We start from the raw sequence: 22,727 nt of genomic DNA on the forward strand, positions 1-22,727 counted from the left end.
TGATACTCGAACACACGTTCGAACCAAAGGCTTTCGGACGACCGCAGGCCCGGGAGGCCCGGGGACGTCGCGCGTCGCTACCGCCCGAGCACGTCAGCCGTACGACGCCCCCGCAGTCGGGCGAGGAGCGTGGCGCCGAGCAGCAGCACACCCCCGGCCACGGCAGCGATCGCCGACCACCAGGTCGGGTGCTCGGCCGCGAGGGCGAGGCAGGCCAGGGGCAGGCCGAGGGCGGGCAGGGCGATCGCGAGGACGGAGAACCCGGAGTGGTTGGAGATCGCGGCGGCCAAGGCCCACAGGGCGGCGAGCACGCCGCCGAGGGCGACCACCCACCACACGTCGGACGCGGGGAACCCGCGGGATCCGGACCCCTTCTCCCCGCCGAGCAGACCGGGCATTCCGGACATGCCCAGCATCCCCCCGAACATGTCGGCCAGGAAGCGCTGCACCGCGAAGGAGGCGAGGATCCCGAGGATGCCCACCAGGCCGAAGACCCCGACGACCACGCCGGAGACGGCACGGCTGGGGAGGGCCCAGCCGAGCAGGGTGACCACGACGACGAACACGGAGACGAGGACCGCGCCGATCACCTGCGGGTGGTCGTCGCCGAGGCTGTCGGCGACGAAGTCGTCGAACGCGACGCCGTAGACCAGCGCCAGCCCGAGGATCGCGACGACCACGAAGGCGGCGCGGCGGGCGGCGACGTACCCGAGGGCCGCGAGCACGACCATGGTGCCGCCGATGAGGTAGGCCACCCAGCTGTCGTCGCGGTCGATGCCGACGCCGATCATCACGGCGGTGGCGAGGATCCCGACGGCACCGGGCCAGGTGACCACCTCCTCGCGGGCACGGCCACCGGCGCGGCGGCCCGCAAGGGCTCCCAGGACCGCGATGACGAGCAGGACGGCGGTGGCGCCGAGCCCGACACCGTAGGAGGACCAGTCGAGTCCGCCGTCGTCGCGACCGCGCACGGCGGCGATGACCACCGCCGCGGCGAGCAGGCCGGTGCCGAGCGCGACCACCGCGCCGGCGGTCCCCGCGCGGGTGGCCCGGACCGGCAGCTCCGGCTCGATGGGCCCGGTGGCGTCGGCCGGGGCGGTGGGGGCGGCCGGCTCGGCCGGGTCGGCCGGGTCGGTGACGATCGCCGTCGCCGGCGGGGCCGGCGGCGTGGAGGGGGACGAGGGGGTGGTGGAAGAGGTGTCCGCCGCTGGAGGGGGGACCGGTCGGTCCGACGGGTCGGGAGTGCCGTTCGCGGGAGCGTCGTCGGTCATGGCTTCGACCCTAGGCCGGTGCGGGCCCCGATCGCGGGAGGCTGGGAGGGTGACGGAGTGGGGCGCTGCTCACCCCGACACCGCCAGCACCAGGGGGACGACGGCCGCGGCGCCCGCCTCGTGGAGGGCCTCCGCGCCGAGGGTCAGCGACCACCCGGAGACCACCCGGTCGTCGACGAGGAGCACCCGCCGGTCGCGGACCGCGTCGGGCTCGTCGAGCCGGAGCGCACACCGGCGGCCGACCGCGGCGACCCGCTGCGCGGAGTTGGTCGCGCCCCGGTCGGGGCCGACGGACGGGTCGACCACCGCCCAGCGGCCCACCACGGGCACGCCGAGGAAGCGGGAGAGCCCCGCGGCGAGATCGGCGGTCAGCGTCGGCTTGCGCTCGGACTCCGCCACGACGATCGCGTCGACCTTCGGCTGCCAGTCCTGGAGGAGGGTGACCATCGCCCTGGCGAGGGCGTCGGGCACGGGGCCGTCCTCCATCCCGGTGGGCGAGCCCGGCGAGACCGCGAACAGCCCGCGCAGGGCGGCTCCGTGACCGAGGTCGGTGAGCCGCGCGATCGCCCGCCCCTCCTCCGCCGGCTGCCGGATCCGGCCCGAGCGGCTCACCCCGATCGACGCCAGGCCGGTGGGCCACTGGCGTCGCGGCTCGATCGGGACACCGGGCCGGGCGATCCGGGCGGCGGCCTCCTCGACGGCCTGAGCGGACACCTCGGTCGACAGCTGCAGGCCACCGCAGTTGTCGCACCGGCCGCACTGCCACTCCGGGTCGGCCAGGACCTCGGGGTCGTCGAGCTGGCGGCGCAGGTAGCGCATCCGGCACTCGTCGCTCGACAGGTAGTCGAGCATCGCCTGCTGCTCGGCCTGACGCTCGGCGGCGACGCGCGCGTAGCGCTCCGCGTCGTACTCCCACGGACGACCGGTCGCCTCCCAGCCCCCGCGGACACGGCGTACGGCGCCGTCGACGTCGAGCACCTTGAGCATCGTCTCCAGGCGGCTGCGGGAGAGGTCGACGCGCGGTTCGAGCGCCGGCGTGCTCATCGCGCGGCCCTCCTCGGCGAGGACGTCCAGGGTGGTGCGGACGACGTCCTCGCGCGGGAATGCCAGCGAGGCGAAGTAGGCCCAGATGTCGCGGTCCTCGGTCGCCGGCAGCAGGACGACGGACGCGTCGTCGACAGTGCCGCGGCCCGCGCGACCGACCTGCTGGTAGTAGGCCACCGGGCTGTTGGGGGCGCCGAGGTTGACCACGAAGCCGAGGGAGGCGTCGAAGCCCATGCCGAGGGCGCTCGTGGCGACCAGCGCCTTGACCTGGCCGTCGACCAGCGCCTGCTCGAGCGCCAACCGCTCGGTCTGCTCGGTCTGCCCGGAGTAGGCCGCCACCTGGTGACCGCGGGAGCGCAGGTAGTCGGCCACCTCCTGGGTGGCGGCCACGGTGAGGCAGTAGACGATGCCGCTGCCGGGCTGCTCGGCGAGGTGGTCGGCGAGCCAGGCCAGCCGCTGCTGGGCGGTCGTGAGCCGGACGACCCCCAGCCGCAGTGACGCCCGGTCGAGGCTGCCACGCAGCACGAGGGTGCCCCCGCCCAGGCCGGCAGCGCGGCGGGCGGCGACCTCCGGGAACTCGTTGGCTTTCTCGTCGCCGGAGACGCGCTCGGCCCCGTCCAATTGCTCCGCGACGTCGTCGGTGACCCGCTGGTTGGCGGTCGCGGTGGTGGCGAGGACCGGAATGCCGTCGGGCAGCTCCCGCAGCAGGGTGCGGATGCGCCGGTAGTCGGGCCGGAAGTCGTGGCCCCAGTCGGAGATGCAGTGAGCCTCGTCGACGACGAGCAGGCCGCAGGTCGCGGCGAGCCGGGGCAGCACCTCGTCGCGGAAGCCGGGGTTGTTGAGCCGCTCCGGGCTCACCAGCAGGACGTCGACCTCGCCCGCCGCGATCGCGCGGTGGACCTCGTCCCACTGCTCCATGTTGGTCGAGTTCACCGTCACCGCACGGATGCCCGCGCGCTCGGCCGCCGCGATCTGGTTGCGCATCAGCGCCAGCAGCGGCGAGATGATCACCGTCGGCCCCGCCCGGTGGTCCCCGCGCTGGTCGCGGCCGCCCGCGGCCGTCTGGAGACCCTCGCGCAGCAGGAGGGTCGCCACGAAGTAGACCGCCGACTTGCCCCAGCCCGTTCGCTGGACGACCAGCGCCCGCCGCCGCTCGACCACCAGCGCGGCGATCGCGGCCCACTGGTCGTCGTACAGCGTGGCGTCGGGGCGGCCCACCAGGGCGCGCAGGTGCTCCTCCGCGCGGGCGCGGACCGCGGCGACGGCGGCGGCAGGGGCCTGGGTGTCCATGCCCCCGTGTCTACCAGCGCCGCCCGACAGGTCGGGACGCCCATCCACAGGCGGCCGGCCGCCGAGCCCCTCTCGGCACCCCGCCCGGCACCCGGGGGGATCCTTTACCCAAGAATTCTCGCGTTCCCGAGACGGCCCCCTGCGCCGGACGTAATGTTCTGCATGCAGCCGCTGGTGACCCGAGACGCCAGCGGCTGCATCGTTTTTGGATGGGCCGAGCGCGTCGCCGTCAGTCGTCGCGCCAGTCCTTGTTGACCAGCTCGCCCGCGACGACGCCGTCGCGATCGGCGAAGAGGACGACGGCGCCGTGGTCGACCTCGTCGAGGTGCAGCTGGATCCAGTCGTCCCCGTCGTACGCCGGCGCGGCGATGCTGATCCGGCTGTCGCTGATGCGGCCGTCGCTCATCTCGCGTGCCTTCTCGTCCAAGGTCACGAGCACGTCGGGATCGACCGAGGCGAGGTCGAACGGCTGGTCGTCGCCGGCGGCCGAGGCGGACCATTCCTCCAGCACGCTGCCGTCCCAGAGCCAGACCGCAGCCAGGTCGCTCGCCTCGGCGGGCGGGGTGCGGATCGTCGCCTCGTCGAGGCCGTAGGCCCGGAAGTGGAGGACCTGGGTGTCTCCGGTCGCCTTCCGAACGGCCGCGATCAACCCCTCGTGGGCCGCGTCGCTCCAGATCGGCTCGTACTGCGCCTCCGCGGGCAGCGGCTCGGGCGAGTCCACCCCGCCGCCGGCACGGTGCACACTGGACCAGATCGACACGGCCGCGACGAAGACGCCCAGCCGGATCCACCGGCGCCGCGAGCGCCGGTCCCGGCGCCGTTGGCGGGCCGCTTCGGCGACCGGGTCGGTCTCACCCTCGACCGGCAGTGGCAGCCCGTCGCGGTCAAGGTGCTCGTCCTGCAGCTCACCTGGACCCGGCCGGAGATAGCGAGGCCACCGTCCCGAACGTCCCGAGGGTTCGCGGGGTGCCTCGCCGGTCACCAGATCCGGACCCGGTCCTCCGGGTCGAGCCACAGCCCGTCGCCGGGCGCGGTGTCGAAGACCTCGTGGAACTCGTCGAGGTTGCGCACGATGTTGGCGCGGAACTCCGGCGGGCTGTGCGGGTCGATCGTGAGGTACTGCCGCTCCTGCTCCAGGCGCCTCTTGGTGCGCCACACGTAGGACCAGTTGAAGAACAGCTTCCGGCGGTCCTCCACCGACGCCGAGCCGCCCTCCGCCTCCATGGCGATGAGGAAGGCGGTGTGGGCGATGGTGAGTCCGCCGAGGTCGCCGATGTTCTCGCCGACGGTCAGCGCGCCGTTCACGTGCTCACCGGGCAGGTTGCGCGGCGAGAAGCCGTCGTACTGGGCGATGAGCGCCTTCGACTTCACCTCGAACGCCGCCTTGTCGTCGACGGTCCACCAGTCGTTGAGGTTGCCCTCGCCGTCGTACTGCGCGCCCTGGTCGTCGAAGCCGTGGCCGACCTCGTGCCCGATGACCGCCCCGATGCCGCCGTAGTTCTCGGCCGGGTGCGCGTCCGGGCTGAAGAACGGCTTCTGCAGGATGCCGGCCGGGAAGCAGATCTCGTTGGTGCCCGGGTTGTAGTAGGCGTTGACCGTCTGCGGCAGCATGAACCACTCGTCGCGATCGACGGGCGAACCGATCTTGGCGAGCTGCCGGTCGGTCTCGAACGCCGCGGCGGCCTGGGCGTTGGCGACCAGATCGTCCGGTACGACGACCAGGGCGCTGTAGTCGCGGAACCGCTCCGGGTAGCCGATCTTGGGCCGGAAGGTGGCGAGCTTCTCGTAGGCCCGCTCCTTGGTCTGGTCGGTCATCCAGTCGAGCCGGCTGATCGACTGCCGGTAGGCCGCGATCAGGTTGGCGACCAGGTCGTCCATCATCGCCTTGCTGGCGGGCGGGAAGTGCCGGGCGACGTACTCCTTGCCGACGGCCTCGCCGATCGCGCCCTCGACGAAGGCGACCGCGCGCTTCCACCGGGCCCGAAGCTCGGGGGTTCCGGACAGGGTGCGGCCGTAGAAGTCGAAGTTCGTCTGGACGAAGTCGTCGGAGAGGTAGGGCGCGGCCGAGCGCAGCACCCGCGAGAGGAACCAGTCGCGCCAGCTCTCGATCGGGGTGGCCTCGAGGACGCCGGAGAGGTGCTCGAAGTACGACGGCTGCCGGACCACGACCTCGACGATCGTCGCGTGCGGGCCGCTGAGCTGCCCACCGAGGTTGGTGACGTAGGCGTCCCAGTCGAAGGCCGGGCACAGCGCCTTGAGCTCGTCGGCGCTCAGCCGGTTGTAGGTCTTCTGCACGTCGCGGGTCTCCGCGCGCTCCCAGTGCCCCTGGGCGAGCGCGGTGTCGACGGCGAGGATCCGCTCGGCTGCGCCGTCGGGGTCGGCGTGACCGCCGAGGGCGAGCAGCCGGGCCAGGTAGGCGACGTACGCCGTGCGGATCTCGGCGAACTTGTCGTCGCGGTAGTAGGACTCGTCGGGCAGGCCGAGCCCGCCCTGGCCGAGGTGGAAGAGGTAGCGGTCGGACTGCCGGTCGTCGGTGTCGACGTAGGAGCCGAACAGGCCGTAGCCACCGATCCGCTCGAACTCGCCGAGGAAGGCGGCGACATCGCGTACGTCGCGCAGCCCGGCGACGGCGTCGACCATCGGGCGGGCGGGCGCGAGGCCGGCGGCCTCGACCCGCTCGGTGTCCATGAACGAGTTGAACAGGTCCGCGATCTTGCGGGCGTCACCCCCGGCGCCCTCGCCGCCGGCGCCGGCGGTCTCGGCGAGCTCGGTGATGATGGCCCGCACGTCCTCCTCCGCCTGGTCGGCGAGCTGGACGAAGGGACCCCAGCTCGAGCGGTCGGAGGGGATCTCGGTCTCGGTCAGCCAGGTTCCGTTGACGTGGCCGAAGAGGTCGTCCTGGGGACGGATGTCGAGGTCCATGCCCGGACGGGCGTCGTCGAGGATGCTCACGCAGCCGAGCCTAGATCAGCGATCCAGGCGGGCAGGGCGCGCGGGCCCGTCGGGACCAATGTCCTGACTTTCCGGGCCGGGCTCAGGAGGCCGGCCTCGAGACCGATCGGCAGGGCATGATCCGTCTGCTCGCCGTCGTACCGTTCCTCGTGCTCGGCCTGGGGCTGCTCGCGCCGGCACCGGCCGACGCCGCCACCGGTACGACGACCGCCGCCGTCCTGCGCCCGGTGGCGCCGGACGTCGCGCCCGCGCGCCGGCTGGTGCAGCGGGACATGGAGGACAGGATCCTGGCGCTGACGAACCAGCAGCGCGTGAGCAACGGCTGCCGGGCCCTGCGGCCCTCGAAGCACCTGCGCCGGGCGGCCCGTCGGCACACCGTCACGATGGCCCGGGCGGGTGTGATGTCGCACCAGCTGCCGGGCGAGGCGAGCTTCTCGGCCCGGATCTCCCGCGCGGGCTACCGGGGCTGGAGCCGCGTCGCGGAGAACATCGCCCGCGGGTTCAGCTCGCCGGAGGCGGTGATGACGGCGTGGATGGAGAGCCCCGGGCACCGGCAGAACATCCTCAACTGCCGGCTGCGGGAGCTCGGCGTCGGCGTGGTCCTCAGCGACGACCAGCTGTGGTGGACCCAGGACTTCGGCCGCCGCTGACGCCGCTGCGGGGGTGACCGGACCCGGGTGAGCGGGACGTTCGCGACTTTTTTCTAGTCCTTCGGGACTAGGAGAGGCGACACGGAGCACCGACGCGCCGGGTCCGTTGAAAATCGCACCATCGTTCCCATGCTCCTGCGCCTCTCCCGGCTGGTCGCGATGGCCGCCCTCATGCTCCTGATCGCCCTGCCCACCGGCCTGACGACCGCCCTGACGGCCGCGCCCGCGTCGGCCTCGCCCGCCGTGACGACGGTTGCGGCGGCGGACACGCCCACCGTCACCGGAACGCTGACCGACCTGCTCACCGGGCTGCTCGCGGCCCTCCTCGGCGGGCAGACGACCGTCCCGGCGCCGACGCCCACCGCGCCCGGTGCGAGCTCGCCGGCGCCGCTGCCGATGGCGATCAACGCGGCGTACGAGGACAAGGTGCTGACACTGGTCAACCGGCGGCGCTCCGCCGCCGGATGCGGCGCGCTGCGGTCCAACGAGAAGCTGCGCCGCTCGGCCCGCACCCACAGCGTGGGGATGGCGCAGTACGGCACGATGACCCACTTCCTGCCCGGCGAGGCCGGCCTGGGCCAGCGGGTCACCTTCGCGGGCTACCGCGACTGGCGCCGCCTCGCCGAGAACATCGCCTCCGGCTTCAGCTCGCCCCGCGCCGTGATGCGTGCGTGGATGGCCAGCCCCGAGCACCGCGCGAACATCCTGGACTGCCGCCTCCGCCACCTCGGCGTCGGCGTCGTCGCCCAGGGCAGCCGCCTGTGGTGGACCCAGGACTTCGGCCGCCGCTGACCCGCACCGGGTTTCCGGCGGAGGACCGCCGGGCAGGTGGCGCGGATGAGCGACAACTACTGGACCGACCGGCGCCAGGACCGGCGGATCGAGGAGGCCGAGGCCCAGCTCGAGGCCGAGCGCCGGCAGCGGAGCCGGCTGGCCGAGCAGATGCGCGCCCAGCAGGGCAACACCCAGGCCCAGCTCGAGCGCCTCACCCGCGCTCTCGTCGCGCTCGTCGAGCACGAGGACATCCGCTCCGAGCTGGGGCAGTACGCCGACGCCGCGGCCTGTCGCCGCTACGCGCGGGAGGTGGTGTCGACCGTCGTCGCCACCGGGGGCGCCGCGCTGCGGGGCTCGGCCGAGCCGGCCGACGTCCCCGGCTACTGGTTGGCGGCCGCGGCCCGCGGGGTGGCCGCGACCGCACGGGGCGAGGCCGCGGGCGCGGCCCTGCTCGCGGAGGCGGCGCAGCGCGACCCCGGCCGGACGGCCCTGTTCCTGGCCCTGCTCGGCGCCCTTACCCGCGACCCCCGCTGGGTCGCGGAGCGCACCGACGGGGTGCTCCCCGACGCCGTCTCGGTCACCCAGGCGCAGCGGGAGGTGTGGCTCGCGGCGGCCGACGGCCGACTCCCCGCCGCGCTGACCGACGCGTTGCGCACGGCGCTCGCGAGCCGGGTGGCCGCCACCGGTGACGCGGGCCCCGACGAGATCGCCGCGTGGCTCGAGGGACAGGTCGAGAGCGGACCGAGCCTGTTGGCCTGCGAGCGGGCCGCCGCCCAGCTCGAGGTGCTGCACCGGGTGCTGACGACCGGTGCCGACACCGAGCAGGAGGCGGCCGCGCCGGCGTCCGCCGAGCCGGCCCCCGAGGACCCGTTGGCCGACTGCCTGCGCTCACTCCTCGACGAGGGCTCCCCCGGCGAGGCGGAGATCCTCGACCGGATGGCCCTCGCGCGCGCCGACATGGGCTTCCTCGACGAGCGGATCACGGCCGACCGGCCGACCTGGAACGCCGCCGCCGGCGACGTGCTCAGCCTCCTGCTGACGGACCTGGCCGCGCCGACGACGAGCGGACGGTACGCCGTGGCCCGGCACGCCCTCGCCCCCGTCCTGCGGGAGATCGCCGACGAGCTGGCCCAGCAGGCCGCCGTCCCGGCCCCCGACACGCGCAGCGTCGAGGCGGCCGGCGGGGACGTGACCGTCGACCGCGACGGTGCCCCGGGCGACTGGCAGCAGCGGGTCACGGCCGGCTTCGACCGACTCCACCCGCAGGACCGGCGGACCCTGCCGATCGGGCTCGGGCTGATCGGCCTCGGCGCCGTCTGCTGCCTGCTCGGCCTGGTCTCCGGAGGCTTCGTGCTGCTGGGCGGGCTCGCCGTGTGCGTCGGCGGAGGCCTGGCGCTCTCGGCCGTGGTCAAGCGGCGCGAGCGCGACCGGAGACGTGCCCAGACCGTCGAGTCGACCGGCCGGCAGATCGAGCAGCAGGCCGCGGTCGTGCGCGAGCAGACCGAGCGCAGCGCCGCCGCCGCGGCCCGGGCGGACGAGCTGCGCCGCTCGGTGGCCGGCAGCCTCTCGCTCGTCGGGTAGCTCGTCGGGTAGGTCGCGCGCTCAGGCCTCGGCGGCGCGCCGGGCGTGCTCGGCCACGAGGTCGGCGTACCAGTTGAAGGAGCGCTTCGGGGTGCGCTGCTGGGTCGCGTAGTCGACGTGGACCAGGCCGAAGCGCTGGGTGTAGCCCTGGGCCCACTCGAAGTTGTCGATGAGCGACCACGCGTAGTAGCCGCGCACGTCGACGCCGCGCTGGATCGCCTCGGCGACCGCGGCGAGATGGAGCGCGTGGTAGTCGACGCGCTGGTGGTCGTCGACGACGCCGTGCGCGTCGGGGCCGACGGCGTAGGAGCAGCCGGACTCGGTGATGACGATCGGGGGTACGGCGGCCCGGAAGCGGGCGCGGAAGGTGATCAGCCACTCCCGCAGTGCGTCCGGCACGACCGGCCAGCCGAAGTCGGTCATCGGGTAGCCGAGCACCTCGCGGAACTCGAACGGCAGCTCCGCGGTCTCGTCCGCGGCCGCGATCCGCATCGGGTTGTAGTAGTTGACGCCGTAGAAGTCGAGCGGCTGGCGCATGGTGGCGAAGTCCCCGTCGCGCACGTGCGGCTCGAGCAGCATCATCAGGTCGTCGGAGTAGCGGCCGAGGAGCATGCCCTCCAGGTAGTGGGCGTTCCACAGCATGTCGAACAGCTTCGCGGCGCCGACGTCGGCGGGGTCGTCGCTGGCCGGCCAGATCGGGGCGTGGTTGTTGGCGCAGCCGACGCTGGTGGCGCCGGCGGCGCGCAGCGCGATCGCGGCGCGGCCGTGGGCGACGAGCAGGTGGTGGCCGACGGGGAGGGCGTCGAACATGAGCGCCTTGCCCGGCGCGTGCATGCCGACGGCGTACCCCATCAGGGTCACGACGTTGGGCTCGTTGACCGGCACCCAGTCGGTGACCCGGTCGGCGAGGCGCTCGCCGACGATGGCGGCGTAGTCGGCGAACCGGTCGACGGTCGCCCGGTTGAGCCAGCCGCCGTCGTCCTCCAGCGCCTGCGGGAGGTCCCAGTGGAAGAGCGTCGCCATCGGCTCGATCCCGGCTTCGAGGAGGCCGTCGACGAGACGGTCGTAGAAGTCGAGGCCGGCCTGGTTGACCGCGCCGGTGCCGGTGGGCTGGATCCGCGGCCACGCGATGGAGAAGCGGTAGCCCGCGGCCCCCAGGGTGCGCAACAGCGCGATGTCCTCGGGCCAGCGGTGGTAGTGGTCGCAGGCGGTCTCACCGCTGGAGCCGTCGACGATCCGACCCGGCTCGGCGCAGAACGTGTCCCAGACCGACCGGCCGCGCCCGTCCTCGGCGACGGCACCCTCGATCTGGTACGCCGCCGTGCTGGTGCCGAACCGGAAGTGACCCGGCAGACGGCTCGCGAGATCCCGCTCCCTCTCCCCCATCAGGCCAGCCTCCCACGCCACCGGCACAATCTGACACGTGAGTGTGGAGATCCGCAGGGGAACTGCCCGGTTCGTCGAGCGCGTGCCCGGTCGACTGAGCCAGCACGGCTTCTCCTTCGGCCCGCACCTCGATCCGGACCGGCTCTCGTTCGGGCCGATGGTGTGCCACGACGACCACGTCCTGCGCCGCGGGACCGGCTTCGACGAGCACCCGCACGAGGCGCTCGAGATCGTCACCTGGGTGGTGTCCGGCTCGCTCGTGCACCGCGACGCGACCGGCTCCGAGGAGGTCCTCGAGGCCGGCGACTGCGCCGTCCTGTCGGCCGGCGCGGGCGTGCGGCACGCCGAGGTCGCGGGGCCCGACGGGCCCGCCCGCTTCGTCCAGGTGTGGCTGCGCCCCGACGACCCGGACACCGCTCCGGCCTACGCCCGGACCAGCGCCTCGGCGGGTCCCGGCGCCGGACTCGTGCGCCTGGTGGGCGACGGCGGCCCGCTCTCGGTCGGAGTGGCCGGGGCGGCCCTCGACGTCGCCCGGCTCGGTGCCGGCGAGACCCTCGCCCTGCCTTCCGCCGCCCGGGTCCACGCCTTCCTGACGACCGGCGCCCTGCACCGCTCCTCGCTGGCCGAGCCGCTGGCGGCAGGCGACACGCTGTGCGTGACCGACGGCCCGTCGTACGACGTCACGGCCGCGGTGCCGACCGAGATCCTGGTCTGGAGCTTCGCCTAGGGCGTCTCCGGCGCCCAGGCCCCGGCGTCAGGCCCCGGCGTCAGGCCCCGGCGCCCGGCCGCAGTTCGACGTCGTCGGGCAGCACGAGGCCGTACTGCGCGAGCGTGTCGGCGAGCACCGCCGTGACCTGGCGGGTCAGCCGGTCGACGAGCTGGTCCTGGGTCTCGTCGTGGTGGTCGAACCACCAGATGATGCTGGCGTCGACCATCGCCATCATCCCGACGAGCACGCCCTCGGGCGGGTCGGCCGAGAGGGGGGTCTCGCTGAGGTAGGCGCGGGCGGCGTCGACGATCTCGCTGAGCAGCCGGGTCCGGCCGAGGCGGGCCCGGTGCAGCGCCTTGGTCTGCTGCTGGGCCGCGAGGAACCGGAACAGGTGGGGGTGCTCGGCCGCCCAGGCGACGCAGGGGGCGATCAGGCCGCGGACGATCTCGGCCGGCGTGCCGGCCCGGTCCAGGTGGGGGCGCACCCGCCGGATCAGCTCGGTCGCGGCGAACCGGGCGACCTCGGCGTCCAGCTGCTCCTTGCTCGCGAAGTGGCGGTAGACGTTGGGGCGCGGGATGCCGGCGCGCTCGGCGATCTGGCCCATCCCGACCTGGCCGCCGCCCTCCTCGATGGCATCGACGGCGGCCTGGACCACCTGGGCCCGGCGCGCGTCGCGGTCCAGCGCCTCCTTGGCGTTGCGGCGGCGCACGGTCGAGTCGACCCACTTCGCCACGTCCGCCACGTCGACCATGGGACCGACGCTATCGCGAGCGATCTTCCGGATACAGGTTGTATCCGGTCCCCCGCCGTGATACACCCTGTACCCATGCACCGCTCACCCTGGATGGACACCGACCTCGACGACTTCCGCGACCTCGCGCGGACCTTCTGCGAGAAGGAGATCAAGCCCAACGTCGAGCGCTACATCGCCAACAAGCAGGTCGACCGGGAGCTGTGGAACAGGGCCGGCGAGGTCGGCCTGCTGTGCCTCTCGATCCCGGAGGAGTACGGCGGCGGGGGCGGCACCTTCGCCCACGAGGCGATCCTCATCGAGGAGCAGGCCCGGGTCGGCGACAGCTCCTGGGGCGTCTCGCTCCACAACGGCATCGTCGCGCACTACATCCTCCGGTACGGCACCGAGGCGCAGAAGCACGAGTGGCTGCCCAAGATGGCGAGCGGCGAGGTGGTCGGCGCCATCGCGATGACCGAGCCGGGCACCGGCTCGGACCTGCAGAACGTGCGGGCCAGGGCGATCCGCGAGGGCGACGAGTACGTCGTCAACGGCGCCAAGACCTTCATCACCAACGGCGCCCAGGCCGACGTCGTGCTCACCGTCGTCAAGACCGATCCCGAGCAGGCCGCGTCCGGCATCTCGCTGGTCATCGTCCCCACCGACACCCCCGGCTTCTCCCGCGGGCGCGTGCTCGACAAGATCGGGCTGAGGGGCCAGGACACCTCCGAGCTGAACTTCGCGGACGTCCGGATCCCCGTGTCGAACCTGCTCGGCACCGAGGAGGGCCAGGGCTTCATCCAGCTGATGGAGCAGCTGCCCCAGGAGCGCCTCATCGTCGCGGTGTCCAATGTCGCCGCGATGGAGTTCTGCTTCGAGGAGACCCTGCGCTACGTCCACGAGCGGCACGCCTTCGACCGGCCGATCTGGGGTTTCCAGAACACCAAGTTCAAGATGGCCGAGATCGCCACCGAGGCCCGGGTCGCCCGCTCCTTCGTCGACGAGTGCGTCGGCCTGCACCTCGAGGGACAGCTCGACATCCCCACCGTCGCGATGGCCAAGCTGTGGTGCTCCGAGCGGGCGCAGAAGGTCGCCGACATGTGCCTGCAGCTGCACGGCGGCTACGGCTACATGAACGAGTACCCCATCGCCCGCGCCTGGGCCGACCTCCGCGTCTCCCAGATCTACGCCGGCACCAGCGAGATCATGAAGGAGATCATCGCCCGCTCGCTGCCTGCGCCGAGCTGACCGACGCGTCCCGTCACGCCAGCACTCGGAGTGCGCCCGGCAGCAGGTCGACCGTGAGCGGGTCGCCGGGGTCGGCGGGCAGCGAGCCGAGCGACTCCCCGTCGGCGCCGACCGGCACCGCCCCGCCGCCGGCGTAGGCACCCCACAGGGTGACCCGCCGGCCGGTGAGCACCTTCACCTCGTCGAGCTCGACGTGGCGGCCGTCGTACACCTTGGGCAGGGAGCGGATCAGCCCGGTGCGGGAGGCGGCCTCGATGACGATCACGTCGAGCAGGCCGTCCGACACCGAGGCGGCGGGCGCGATGGCCATGCCCTTGCCGTAGTAGCGGGAGTTGGCGAGCACGACGGTCGCCGCTCGGTGCTCGGAGCGGACCCCGTCGACCTCGAGGGTGCAGCGGAGCGGACGGTACGTCGCGAGGGCGCGGACCGCGGCGTAGGGGTACTGCAGGGCCGACGGCAGCCAGTGGGAGCGGTCGACGATCTCGCCGGCGCGCGCGTCCACGCCGGCGTACACCGACCCGGCGACCACCGAGCTCGACCCGCCCGAGGTGGCGCGCAGCAGGTCGATGCGCCGCTCCGCCCCGGCGAGCAGGAGGCGGGCCTGGGCGGCGGTGTCGTGCGGGATCTCGAGCATGCGCGCGAAGTCGTTGCCGCGCCCGGCGGGCACGACGGCCAGGACCCCGTCGCGCTCGGCGACCGCGCCGGCGACCGAGGAGAGCATCCCGTCGCCGCCGACGGCCACCACGACGGTGCCGGCGTCGACCGCCGCCGTGACGAGCGCCGGGGTCTCGTCGATCGAGGTCGTGTAGGTGACCTCGACCGCGGCCCCGGCCTCACGCAGCGCGCGGGCCAGCGGGACGACGACCTTCGGGGCCGCCCCGCCGCCCGAGCGCGGGTTCACCAGGAAGGCGAAGCTCCTCACGGGATCAACACCCCGGGGTTGAGGATGCCGGCCGGGTCGACGGCCCGCTTCACCGCGCGCAGCACGTCCACGCCGACCTCCCCGATCTCGGCGGTGAGATAGGGCTTGTGGTCGGTGCCGACCGCGTGGTGGTGGGTGATCGATGCACCGGCCGCGACGATCGCCTCGCAGGCCGCGGCCTTGGCGGGCAGCCACTTCGCGAGCGGGTCCTCACCGCCGGGCGCGGCGACGGTGAAGTACAGCGAGCAGCCGGTGGCGTAGACGTGCGAGACGTGGCACAGCACCAGCGTGCCCTCGCCGAGGGTCTCCTCCAGTGCGGTCTTCACGCGGGTGTAGAGGTTCTCCCGGTTGCTCCAGAAGGTGACCGTCTCCAGGGTCTCCACGAGGACGCCGTTGTCGAGCAGGCTGTCGCGCAGGTACGGCGCGTTGAACCGCCCGTGCGCCCAGGCCTCGCCCGGCTCGGAGCCGGCCGGCGTGCCTCCCAGCTCGGTGAGCGCGGCGGTGACGGCGGCCTTCTTGGCGGCGACCGCGGCGGGCGTCCCCTCGTAGCCGGTGATCATCAGGCAGCCCGCGTTGCCCTCTCCACCGATCCCCGACGGGTCGGCGAGGTTGATCATGGTCTCGTTCTCGTCCGAGAGCCGCAGCACGGTCGGCAGCAGGTCGGACTGGGCGAGCGCGCGCATCGCGTCGGCGCCCGCGGCGAAGGACGACCAGCGCCAGCCCTCGTACTCCTTGACCTCGGGCAGCGGGCGCACCCGGACGGTGACCTCGGTGATCACGCCGAAGGCCCCCTCGGAGCCGAGGAAGATCTCGCGCAGGTCGGGGCCGGACGCGTTGGACGGCGAGGCGCCGAGCCGGACCTCGCCGGCCGGGGTCGCGACCCGGAGCGCGACGACCATCTTGTCGAAGCGGCCGTACCCGGCGCTGGACTGGCCGCTGGAGCGGGTGGCCGCGAAGCCGCCGATGGTGGCGTACTCGAAGGACTGCGGGAAGTGGCCGAGCATCAGCCCGTGCGCCGCGAGCAGTGCCTCGGCCTCCGGGCCACGCAGCCCGGGCTCGAGGGTGGCGGTCGAGGAGACGGTGTCGATGCCGAGCAGGCCGCGCATCCGGCCGAGGTCGAGGGAGAGCATGCCGGTCAGGTCGCCCGAGGCGAGGTCGGCGACGAGGCCGCCGGTGACCGCCGTACCGCCGCCGAAGGGGACGACGGCGATCCGCTGCTCCTGCGCGTAGCCGAGCACGGCGACGACCTCGTCGTGGCTCGCGGGGCGGACGACGACGTCGGGCGCGTCGCTCAGGTCGCCGCTGCGCTGGCGGAGCAGGTCGGGAGTGGACTTGCCGCGGGTGCGCCGGCGGCGGGTGGCGTCGTCGAGGACGACGTGGTCGTCGCCGACGATGCCGCGCAGTCCGGCGATCTGCTCGTCGCCCAGCCGCGGCGCGGGGACGGTCACGTCCTCGCGGGCGGGACGGTCGGCGATCGGGAAGACCAGGCTGACCAGGTCGCGGACGCCGTCAGGGAGGCCGGTCGCGTAGGCCGGGTCGCCCCACCGGGTGGCGGGCATCTCGGGCTGGAGGGAGGTGGGGTACTCGGTCGTCATGTGTTACAGTGTTACACATGACGTCACATCGTCACAACAGTGATCCGCGAGACATCTACCTCGACGCGGCGCGCGAGTGCATCCTCGACGTGGGCTGGCGGCGTACGACGCTCACCGAGGTCGCCCGCCGTGCCGGCGTCTCGCGGATGACGATCTACCGCGCGTGGTCCGACATGCCCGCCCTGCTGGGCGATCTGATGACCCGGGAGTGGGGCGAGCTCGTCGCGTCGGGCGTCGATGTGGCCTCCTCGCCCGCTCCGGGCGCGATCGCCGACGCCGTCGTCGCGACCGTCGGCGCGTTGCGCGAGAACGAGCTGTTCACCCGGATCGTCGAGCTCGACCCCGAGCTGATCCTCCCCTACCTGCTCGCCCGCCGCGGCCGCTCGCAGGAGTTGATCATCGGCGTCCTCGCCGCCGCCGTCGCCGAGGGCGGACGGGCGGGCACGATCCGCTCCGGCGACCCGGTCGCGATCGCCCGTGCCCTCGTGCTCGCCGCGCACGGCTTCGTCCTCTCCGCCCACACCATGCTCGACGACGCGCTCGACGCGGCGACGCTCGACGCCGAGCTCCACCACCTCATCGTCCGGAGTCTGACCCCATGACCTCTCCCCGCAGGATCACCGCCGGCCTCGCCGGCGCGCCCACCGACGTCGACGTCGTCGTGATCGGCCTCGGCGTCACCGGCGCCGGCGTCGCCCTCGACGCCGCCTCCCGCGGGCTCTCCGTCCTCGCGGTGGACGCCCACGATCTCGCCTTCGGCACCTCGCGCTTCTCGTCCAAGCTGGTCCACGGCGGGCTGCGCTACCTGGCCAACGGCCAGATCGGCGTCGCGCACGAGAGCGCCGTCGAACGGGGCATCCTGATGGAGGTCACCGCCCCGCACCTCACCCGGCCGCTGCCCTCGATCATCCCGCTGTCGGCCGGCGTCAGCCGACCTATGGGCACCCTCGCCGGCGCCGGCTTCCTCGGCGGCGACCTGCTCCGCCGCGCCGCCGGCACCAGCGGCGACCCCCTCCCCCGACCCCGCCGGCTCTCCGCCGCCGAGACCCGCCGCCTCGCCCCGCCGCTGCGCACCGACGGCCTGCGCGGCGCCTATCTCGGCTGGGACGGCCAGCTCGAGGACGACGCCCGCCTCGTCACGACCATCGCGCGGACCGCGGCCGAGGGTGGCGCGCACGTGCGCACCCACGCCCGGGTGATCTCGACGACCCCGGCGGAGGTGCCGGGCGCCCCGGCGCCGAGCCTCGAGACCACCCTCCGCGACGAGCTGACCGGCGCCACGACGACCGTCACCTCGCGCACCGTCATCAACGCGGCCGGCGTCTGGGCGGGCGATCTCGTCGACGACGTGCGCCTGCGCCCCTCCCGCGGCACCCACCTGGTCCTGCGCGCCGACACCCTGCCCGGCCTCGACGTCGCCGTCTTCGCGCCGATCCCCGGCGAGACCAACCGGTTCGTGCTCGTCCTCCCGCAGCCCGACGGCCAGTTCTACGTCGGCCTGACCGACGAGCCCGTCGACGGCCCGATCCCCGACGTCGCCGAGCCGACGGAGGTCGAGATCGGCTTCCTGCTCGACGTCGTGTCCGCGTCCTTCGCGCGACCGCTGCGCCGATCCGACGTGGTCGGCGCCTTCGCCGGCCTGCGCCCGCTGCTCGACAGCGGGGGCGAGTCGACCGCCGACATCTCCCGCAAGCACGCCGTGCTGACCAGCCCGTCCGGGGTCGTCACCATCGTCGGCGGCAAGCTGACGACCTACCGCCGGATGGCGCAGGACGCCGTCGACGCGGCCGTCGCCGCCGCCGAGCTGAGTGCCGGCCCGTGCGTGACCGCCTCCCTCCCGCTGGCCGGAGCCGCCCCCCGAGCGGAGCTCGCGGAGCGCATCGCCACCGCCGGCCACGCGGGCGCGGCCCGCCTGGTGCGACGGTACGGCGCCGACGCCGACCTCGTGCTCACCGCCGCCGTCGAGGCCAGCGGCTGGGCCGAGGCCGACCTGCTCGCCCCCATCGCGGAGGGGCTGACCACGGTGTGGGCCGAGCTGTTCTTCGGTGTCACCCACGAGGGCGCCGCCGACGTCGCCGACCTGCTCGATCGTCGTACCCGGATCGGGTTGGTGCCCGCCGACCGGGCCCTCGCCGTACCCGCCGCGGAGCGGGTGCTGGAGGTCGTCGGCTCGGACCGATGAGTTTCCCGGTCGCCCCCGGTCGACCCATCAGGCAGACTGGCGAGACCACGGGGGTAGCGATGGGAATCACGGTGACCGAGATCGAGACGGCGGGGCCGGGGAGCGACGAGCTCGCGGACTTCGACACCCTCACGGGGCGCTACCAGCGCGAGCTGATGGCGCACTGCTACCGGATGAGCGGGTCGGTGCACGAGGCCGAGGACCTCGTGCAGGAGACCTTCCTGCGGGCGTGGAAGGCGTCGGCGAGCTTCCAGGGACGCAGCTCGGTCCGGACCTGGCTCTACAAGATCGCCACCAATGTGTGCCTGACCAACCTGGAGAGCAAGCCGCGCCGGCCGCTCCCGACCGGCCTCGGCACGGCGGACTCCGCGCCGTCCGACGAGCTGTTCGAGGACCACGAGGTCCCGTGGCTCGAGCCGATCCCGGACGCGGCGGTCCAGGTCGCCGAGCGCGACACGATCCGGCTCGCGTTCGTCGCCGCGCTACAGCACCTCCCGGCGCGCCAGCGCGCGGTGCTGATCCTGCGCGACGTGCTGCGCTGGTCGGCCGCCGAGACCGCGACGGCGCTCGACACGACGACCGCGGCCGTGAACTCCGCGCTCCAGCGCGCCCACGCCCAGCTCGCCGAGCGCGGCCTGTCGCCCGACACCGTCGAGCCCGACCTGGACTCGGCCCAGCGCAGCCTGCTCGACGCCTACCTGCAGGCGTTCTGGCGCAAGGACATCGACCAGATCGTCCAGCTCCTCAAGTACGACGCCACCTGGGACATGCCGCCGTTCGTCAACCACTTCCGGGGGGCCGACGCGATCGGCGAGCTGGTCGGCACGAAGTGTCCCGGCGGCTGCAACGACATGCCGATGATCGAGACGGTGGCCAACGGCCAGCCCGCCTTCGGTCTCTACATGCGCCAGCCCGACGGCCACTTCGAGCCCTTCCACCTCCAGGTCCTGCAGCTGACCGGGGCGGGCGAGGACCTGAGGGTCGAGCACGTCACGGCGTTCTTCGACGCGCGACTGTTCGCGCGGTTCGGGCTGCCGGAGCGCCTGCCCGCCGACTACGTGCCGGCCTGAGCCCGGGGTGACTGCGATGTCCGTCAGCACCCCGCCGGACGGGCTGGTCGCGGGCCTCGACCTGCTGCAGCGCGCGCTCGACTACACCCGCGGCGCCCTCGCCACGATCACCCGCGCCGACGTCGAGCGCCCGACCCCGTGCGCCGGTTGGAGCCTCGCCGACCTCCTGGCGCACATGGAGGACGCCCTCGACGCCTTCGCCGAGGCGGCCGACGGGAGCGTCGGGTTGAGCAGCGCCGCCCCCACCCCGGTCGACGTACGCGTGCAGTCCCTCCAGCACAAGGCCTGCACCCTGCTCACCGCCTGGCTGCGCGCCGACCGGCCGACGGTCGACGTCGCCGGCCATCCGCTGCCCGTCGACGCGATCGCCCGGATCGCGGCCCTCGAGATCGCGGTGCACGGGTGGGACGTCGGCCGGGCGACCGGGCGAGGGATCCCGCTCCCCGAGCCGCTGGCCGCCGCCCTCCTCCCGACCGCCCTGCAGATCGCGCTCGCGGGCGACGATCGGTTCGCGCCGCCGCTGCCCGTCGACGTCGAGGCGCCCGCCGGGGCGCATGTGCTGGCGCTGCTGGGCCGCAGGGCCTGAGGACGCGGCGCACGCCGGCCTTCGGCCCGGGATCGGCGACCTCCCTAGACTGCGGCGCATGTCCGAGAGCTCCGTCCCGAACGTCCGCCACCACAGCCGACGCATGCTCGGCCGCGACCCGCACGAGGGTCACCGAGCCTCGACGCCCTTGGAGCTGCTCTTCGACCTGACCTTCGTCGTCGCCTTCGGCACGGCGGCCAACGAGCTCGCGCACGCGCTGGCGGAGGACCACGTCGGCGCCGGGGTGATCGCCTTCTGCTTCGCGACCTTCGGTATCAGCTGGGCGTGGATCAACTTCACCTGGTTCGCCTCGGCGTACGACACCGACGACTGGATCTACCGGCTCACCACGATGCTGCAGATGGTCGGCGTGCTGGTGTTCGCGCTCGGCCTGCACGCGATGTTCAAGTCGGTGCACGACGGCGACACCCTCGACAACGACGTCATGGTCTGGGGGTACGTCGTGATGCGCGTCGCGATGGTCTTCCAGTGGTGGCGCGCCGGCCAGCACGACGAATCGCGTCGCGGCGCCTGCCGGACCTACATCGTCTCCATCCTCGTCGCCCAGGTGCTGTGGTGCGTGCTCGCCCTGGTGGACCTGCCCGTGGCGACGACGTTCGTCCTGATGGCGATCCCGTTCCTCGTCGAGATCGGCGGGCCGGCGTACGCCGAGAAGCGCCGCGGCGGGACGCCCTGGCACGCCCACCACATCGCCGAGCGCTACAGCCTGATGGTCATCATCGCGCTGGGCGAGGGGATGATCGGCACGATGGTCTCGATCACCGCGCTGTCCGAGGACGGGCTGACGTGGAACGCGACCCTGCTGGCGCTCGCGGGCACGGCGCTGACGTTCGGGATCTGGTGGTGCTACTTCGCGGTGCCGACCGGCGACATCCTGCACGCCCGCCGTGAGCGGTCGTTCGCCTTCGGCTACGGCCACATGCCGATCTTCGGCGCCATCGTGGCCATCGGCGCCGGCCTGCACGTCGCGGCGTACTACCTCGAGCACGCGACCCATCTGGGCCTGACCGCGACGGTGCTCACGGTGGTCGTCCCGGTCGCCGCCTTCACGGTGATGTTCTACGCCGGCTACACGGTCCTCACCCGCACCTTCGACGCCTTCCACGCGGTGCTGCTGGCGATCTCGGCGATCACCCTCGTCCTCCCGGTGCTGATGGCCTCGGCCGACGTCGACCTGGTCTGGTGCCTGCTCGTGCTGTCACTCACGCCGTGGGTCACGGTGCTCGGCTACGAGACGGTCGCCTACAAGCACAACATCGAGGTGCTCGAGAGCCTGCGCGACTGATGCACGGGTGAATCACTCGGCGGCGGCCGGCTCCTCGTCGCGCAGCGGGTGCGCCAGCTCGTCGGCAGGCAGCCTGGCCCACGCCACGGCGACGATCGCCGCCACCCCGGGCACGATCGCCGCGATCGCGAACGTCGCCTCGAGGCCGATCAGCTCGGCCACCGGGCCGGCGATCGCCATCGAGACCGGCATCAGGCTGATCGAGACGAAGAAGTCCAGGGAGGCGACCCGGCCCAGCAGGTGCGGGGGCACCCGCCGCTGCAGGAGCGTCCCCCAGATCACCATCGGCGCCGAGAAGAACCCACCGATCACGAACGAGGAGACCGCGATCACCCACACGTCCTGCGCGAACCCGATGACCAGGAACGGCAGGCAGCCCAGACCCCACATCAGGTTCATCCAGGTGAGGTAGCGCCGGGGCATCCGGATCGAGGCCATCGCGAGGGAGCCGACCGCGCCGCCGATGCCGAAGCACGCCAGCACGACGGCGTGGTCGCCCGGACCGCCACCGAGCTTGTCCTTGATGAGGAACGGGATCAGCACCTCCAGCGGACCCATCAGCACCAGGACCATGATCGAGGCGAAGAGCAGCGTGGCCAGCAGCCACGGCGTCCGCATCATGTAGACGAAGCCCTCGCGGATGTCGGCGAGCGCGGTCATCACGGCGCCCGCCGGGCTGGTCTCCGGGTCCTCCGGCGCGATCTCCCGTCGTACGGCGGTCAGCGGGACGGTGGACAGGGCGAGCAGCCCGAGCAGGCTGAAGGTCGCCGCGACGCCCAGCGCTGCAGAGGCGGACACGGCGCCGACCACCACCCCGGCCACGCCCGGGCCGATCGCCTGGCCCACCGTCGGGCGGACCATCCCCTCGAAGCCGTTGACCGCCATCAGGTCCGACTCGGGGACCAGCGCCGGCAGCCAGGCGGAGTACGCCGGGTAGTAGAAGGCCATCGCCATGCCGGTCACGAACGAGACGGCCGCGAGGTGCCACAGCTGGGTCAGGTCCGCCCACGACAGCAGCGCGACCATCGTCATCCCGGCCAGCTCGACGGCCGCGACGACGAGCAGGATCAGCTTCTGCGGGATCCGGTCCGCCACGACCCCGCCGAGCAGCGCCGGGAGCACCACGCCGACCGCACCTGCCGTCGACACGACGGAGAGCTGGCCGGGGCCGCCGCCGATCCGGATGACCTCCCACACCAGCGCGACCACCCACACGCCGCTGGCGAACGTCTGCAGCACCAGCGCCGTGCCGAGGCGGCGGTAGGAGGCGTGCCGGAACGGCGTGAGCGCGCGCGGGAGACGCCTCCCGGCCGGCGTCGGCGGTCCGGGCTCGGGCAGGGGGGTGGAGGCAGTCAGCTGATCGGTCATCGCGGTCCTTCGAAGTGTGCCTGTGAGGACCGACATCGGCCACCGAATTCATCGGTGCCGGGC

General features: G+C 73.4%; 19 protein-coding genes. 10 read left to right on the top strand and 9 right to left on the bottom strand.

What is annotated here, in order from left to right:
- Nucleotides 1–77: 77 nt before the first annotated feature.
- The 4 genes from FHP29_RS13220 to FHP29_RS13235 all read right to left on the bottom strand — a co-directional run bounded on the left by FHP29_RS13220 (nt 78) and on the right by FHP29_RS13235 (nt 6,557).
- The gene (locus tag FHP29_RS13220) at nt 78–1,271 is read right to left on the bottom strand and encodes a hypothetical protein (protein WP_139623365.1); all 1,194 of its coding nucleotides are present in this window, start codon (nt 1,269–1,271) and stop codon (nt 78–80) included.
- A gap of 69 nt (nt 1,272–1,340) precedes the next feature.
- Nucleotides 1,341–3,605, bottom strand: coding sequence for a RecQ family ATP-dependent DNA helicase (locus tag FHP29_RS13225; RefSeq protein WP_139623366.1), 2,265 nt, complete (start codon nt 3,603–3,605; stop codon nt 1,341–1,343).
- A 229-nt stretch (nt 3,606–3,834) separates the two neighbouring features.
- Complete coding sequence (locus FHP29_RS13230) at nt 3,835–4,365, bottom strand: hypothetical protein (RefSeq protein WP_139623367.1); 531 nt, start codon at nt 4,363–4,365, stop codon at nt 3,835–3,837.
- A gap of 218 nt (nt 4,366–4,583) precedes the next feature.
- Nucleotides 4,584–6,557 (bottom strand): M13 family metallopeptidase, encoded by a 1,974-nt coding sequence (locus tag FHP29_RS13235; protein ID WP_139623368.1) that lies wholly within the window; start codon nt 6,555–6,557, stop codon nt 4,584–4,586.
- Between the two features lie 116 nt (nt 6,558–6,673).
- Here FHP29_RS13235 and FHP29_RS13240 point away from each other — a divergent pair, with 116 nt between their 5' ends.
- The 3 genes from FHP29_RS13240 (at nt 6,674) to FHP29_RS13250 (ending at nt 9,562) form a co-directional block, all read left to right on the top strand.
- Nucleotides 6,674–7,207, top strand: coding sequence for a CAP domain-containing protein (locus FHP29_RS13240; RefSeq protein ID WP_139623369.1), 534 nt, complete (start codon nt 6,674–6,676; stop codon nt 7,205–7,207).
- A 129-nt stretch (nt 7,208–7,336) separates the two neighbouring features.
- Nucleotides 7,337–7,999 carry a CAP domain-containing protein gene (locus tag FHP29_RS22215; protein ID WP_205014091.1) on the top strand — a complete coding sequence of 221 codons (663 nt, stop codon included), beginning with the start codon at nt 7,337–7,339 and terminating at the stop codon, nt 7,997–7,999.
- A 45-nt stretch (nt 8,000–8,044) separates the two neighbouring features.
- Nucleotides 8,045–9,562 carry a hypothetical protein gene (locus FHP29_RS13250; RefSeq protein WP_139623370.1) on the top strand — a complete coding sequence of 506 codons (1,518 nt, stop codon included), beginning with the start codon at nt 8,045–8,047 and terminating at the stop codon, nt 9,560–9,562.
- A gap of 21 nt (nt 9,563–9,583) precedes the next feature.
- Here FHP29_RS13250 and FHP29_RS13255 read toward each other — a convergent pair whose 3' ends face one another.
- Nucleotides 9,584–10,969: a GH1 family beta-glucosidase gene (locus FHP29_RS13255; protein WP_338036849.1), complete on the bottom strand. Its 1,386-nt coding sequence runs from the start codon at nt 10,967–10,969 to the stop codon at nt 9,584–9,586.
- Between the two features lie 16 nt (nt 10,970–10,985).
- Between FHP29_RS13255 and FHP29_RS13260 the strand changes: the two genes are divergently transcribed.
- Nucleotides 10,986–11,675 (top strand): pirin family protein, encoded by a 690-nt coding sequence (locus tag FHP29_RS13260; RefSeq protein ID WP_139623371.1) that lies wholly within the window; start codon nt 10,986–10,988, stop codon nt 11,673–11,675.
- 40 nt (nt 11,676–11,715) lie between these two features.
- Here FHP29_RS13260 and FHP29_RS13265 read toward each other — a convergent pair whose 3' ends face one another.
- Nucleotides 11,716–12,408, bottom strand: a complete 693-nt coding sequence (locus FHP29_RS13265; protein ID WP_192904017.1) for a TetR/AcrR family transcriptional regulator — start codon at nt 12,406–12,408, stop codon at nt 11,716–11,718.
- 75 nt (nt 12,409–12,483) lie between these two features.
- Here FHP29_RS13265 and FHP29_RS13270 point away from each other — a divergent pair, with 75 nt between their 5' ends.
- Entirely contained in the window at nt 12,484–13,635 is a 1,152-nt protein-coding gene (locus tag FHP29_RS13270) for an acyl-CoA dehydrogenase family protein (protein WP_205014093.1), read from the top strand.
- A gap of 13 nt (nt 13,636–13,648) precedes the next feature.
- Here FHP29_RS13270 and FHP29_RS13275 read toward each other — a convergent pair whose 3' ends face one another.
- Complete coding sequence (locus FHP29_RS13275) at nt 13,649–14,557, bottom strand: diacylglycerol/lipid kinase family protein (protein WP_139623372.1); 909 nt, start codon at nt 14,555–14,557, stop codon at nt 13,649–13,651.
- Nucleotides 14,554–16,152, bottom strand: coding sequence for an FAD-binding oxidoreductase (locus FHP29_RS13280; RefSeq protein ID WP_240044495.1), 1,599 nt, complete (start codon nt 16,150–16,152; stop codon nt 14,554–14,556). Before FHP29_RS13280 ends, FHP29_RS13275 begins: the two co-directional genes overlap by 4 nt.
- Before the next feature lie 17 nt (nt 16,153–16,169).
- Here FHP29_RS13280 and FHP29_RS13285 point away from each other — a divergent pair, with 17 nt between their 5' ends.
- From FHP29_RS13285 to FHP29_RS13305, 5 genes are all read left to right on the top strand, one after another.
- Nucleotides 16,170–16,754 (top strand): TetR/AcrR family transcriptional regulator, encoded by a 585-nt coding sequence (locus tag FHP29_RS13285; protein ID WP_139623373.1) that lies wholly within the window; start codon nt 16,170–16,172, stop codon nt 16,752–16,754.
- Nucleotides 16,751–18,334 (top strand): glycerol-3-phosphate dehydrogenase/oxidase, encoded by a 1,584-nt coding sequence (locus FHP29_RS13290; RefSeq protein ID WP_139623374.1) that lies wholly within the window; start codon nt 16,751–16,753, stop codon nt 18,332–18,334. Before FHP29_RS13285 ends, FHP29_RS13290 begins: the two co-directional genes overlap by 4 nt.
- A 71-nt stretch (nt 18,335–18,405) precedes the next feature.
- Nucleotides 18,406–19,404, top strand: a complete 999-nt coding sequence (locus tag FHP29_RS13295; protein WP_240044496.1) for a sigma-70 family RNA polymerase sigma factor — start codon at nt 18,406–18,408, stop codon at nt 19,402–19,404.
- 16 nt (nt 19,405–19,420) lie between these two features.
- Nucleotides 19,421–19,990, top strand: a complete 570-nt coding sequence (locus FHP29_RS13300; RefSeq protein ID WP_139623376.1) for a TIGR03086 family metal-binding protein — start codon at nt 19,421–19,423, stop codon at nt 19,988–19,990.
- Between the two features lie 58 nt (nt 19,991–20,048).
- Complete coding sequence (locus FHP29_RS13305; RefSeq protein WP_240044497.1) at nt 20,049–21,296, top strand: low temperature requirement protein A; 1,248 nt, start codon at nt 20,049–20,051, stop codon at nt 21,294–21,296.
- 12 nt (nt 21,297–21,308) lie between these two features.
- Here FHP29_RS13305 and FHP29_RS13310 read toward each other — a convergent pair whose 3' ends face one another.
- Nucleotides 21,309–22,664, bottom strand: a complete 1,356-nt coding sequence (locus tag FHP29_RS13310; protein WP_139623377.1) for an MFS transporter — start codon at nt 22,662–22,664, stop codon at nt 21,309–21,311.
- Nucleotides 22,665–22,727: the final 63 nt, after the last annotated feature.

This window comes from Nocardioides albidus (assembly GCF_006335005.1).
Lineage (GTDB): Bacteria > Actinomycetota > Actinomycetes > Propionibacteriales > Nocardioidaceae > Nocardioides > Nocardioides albidus.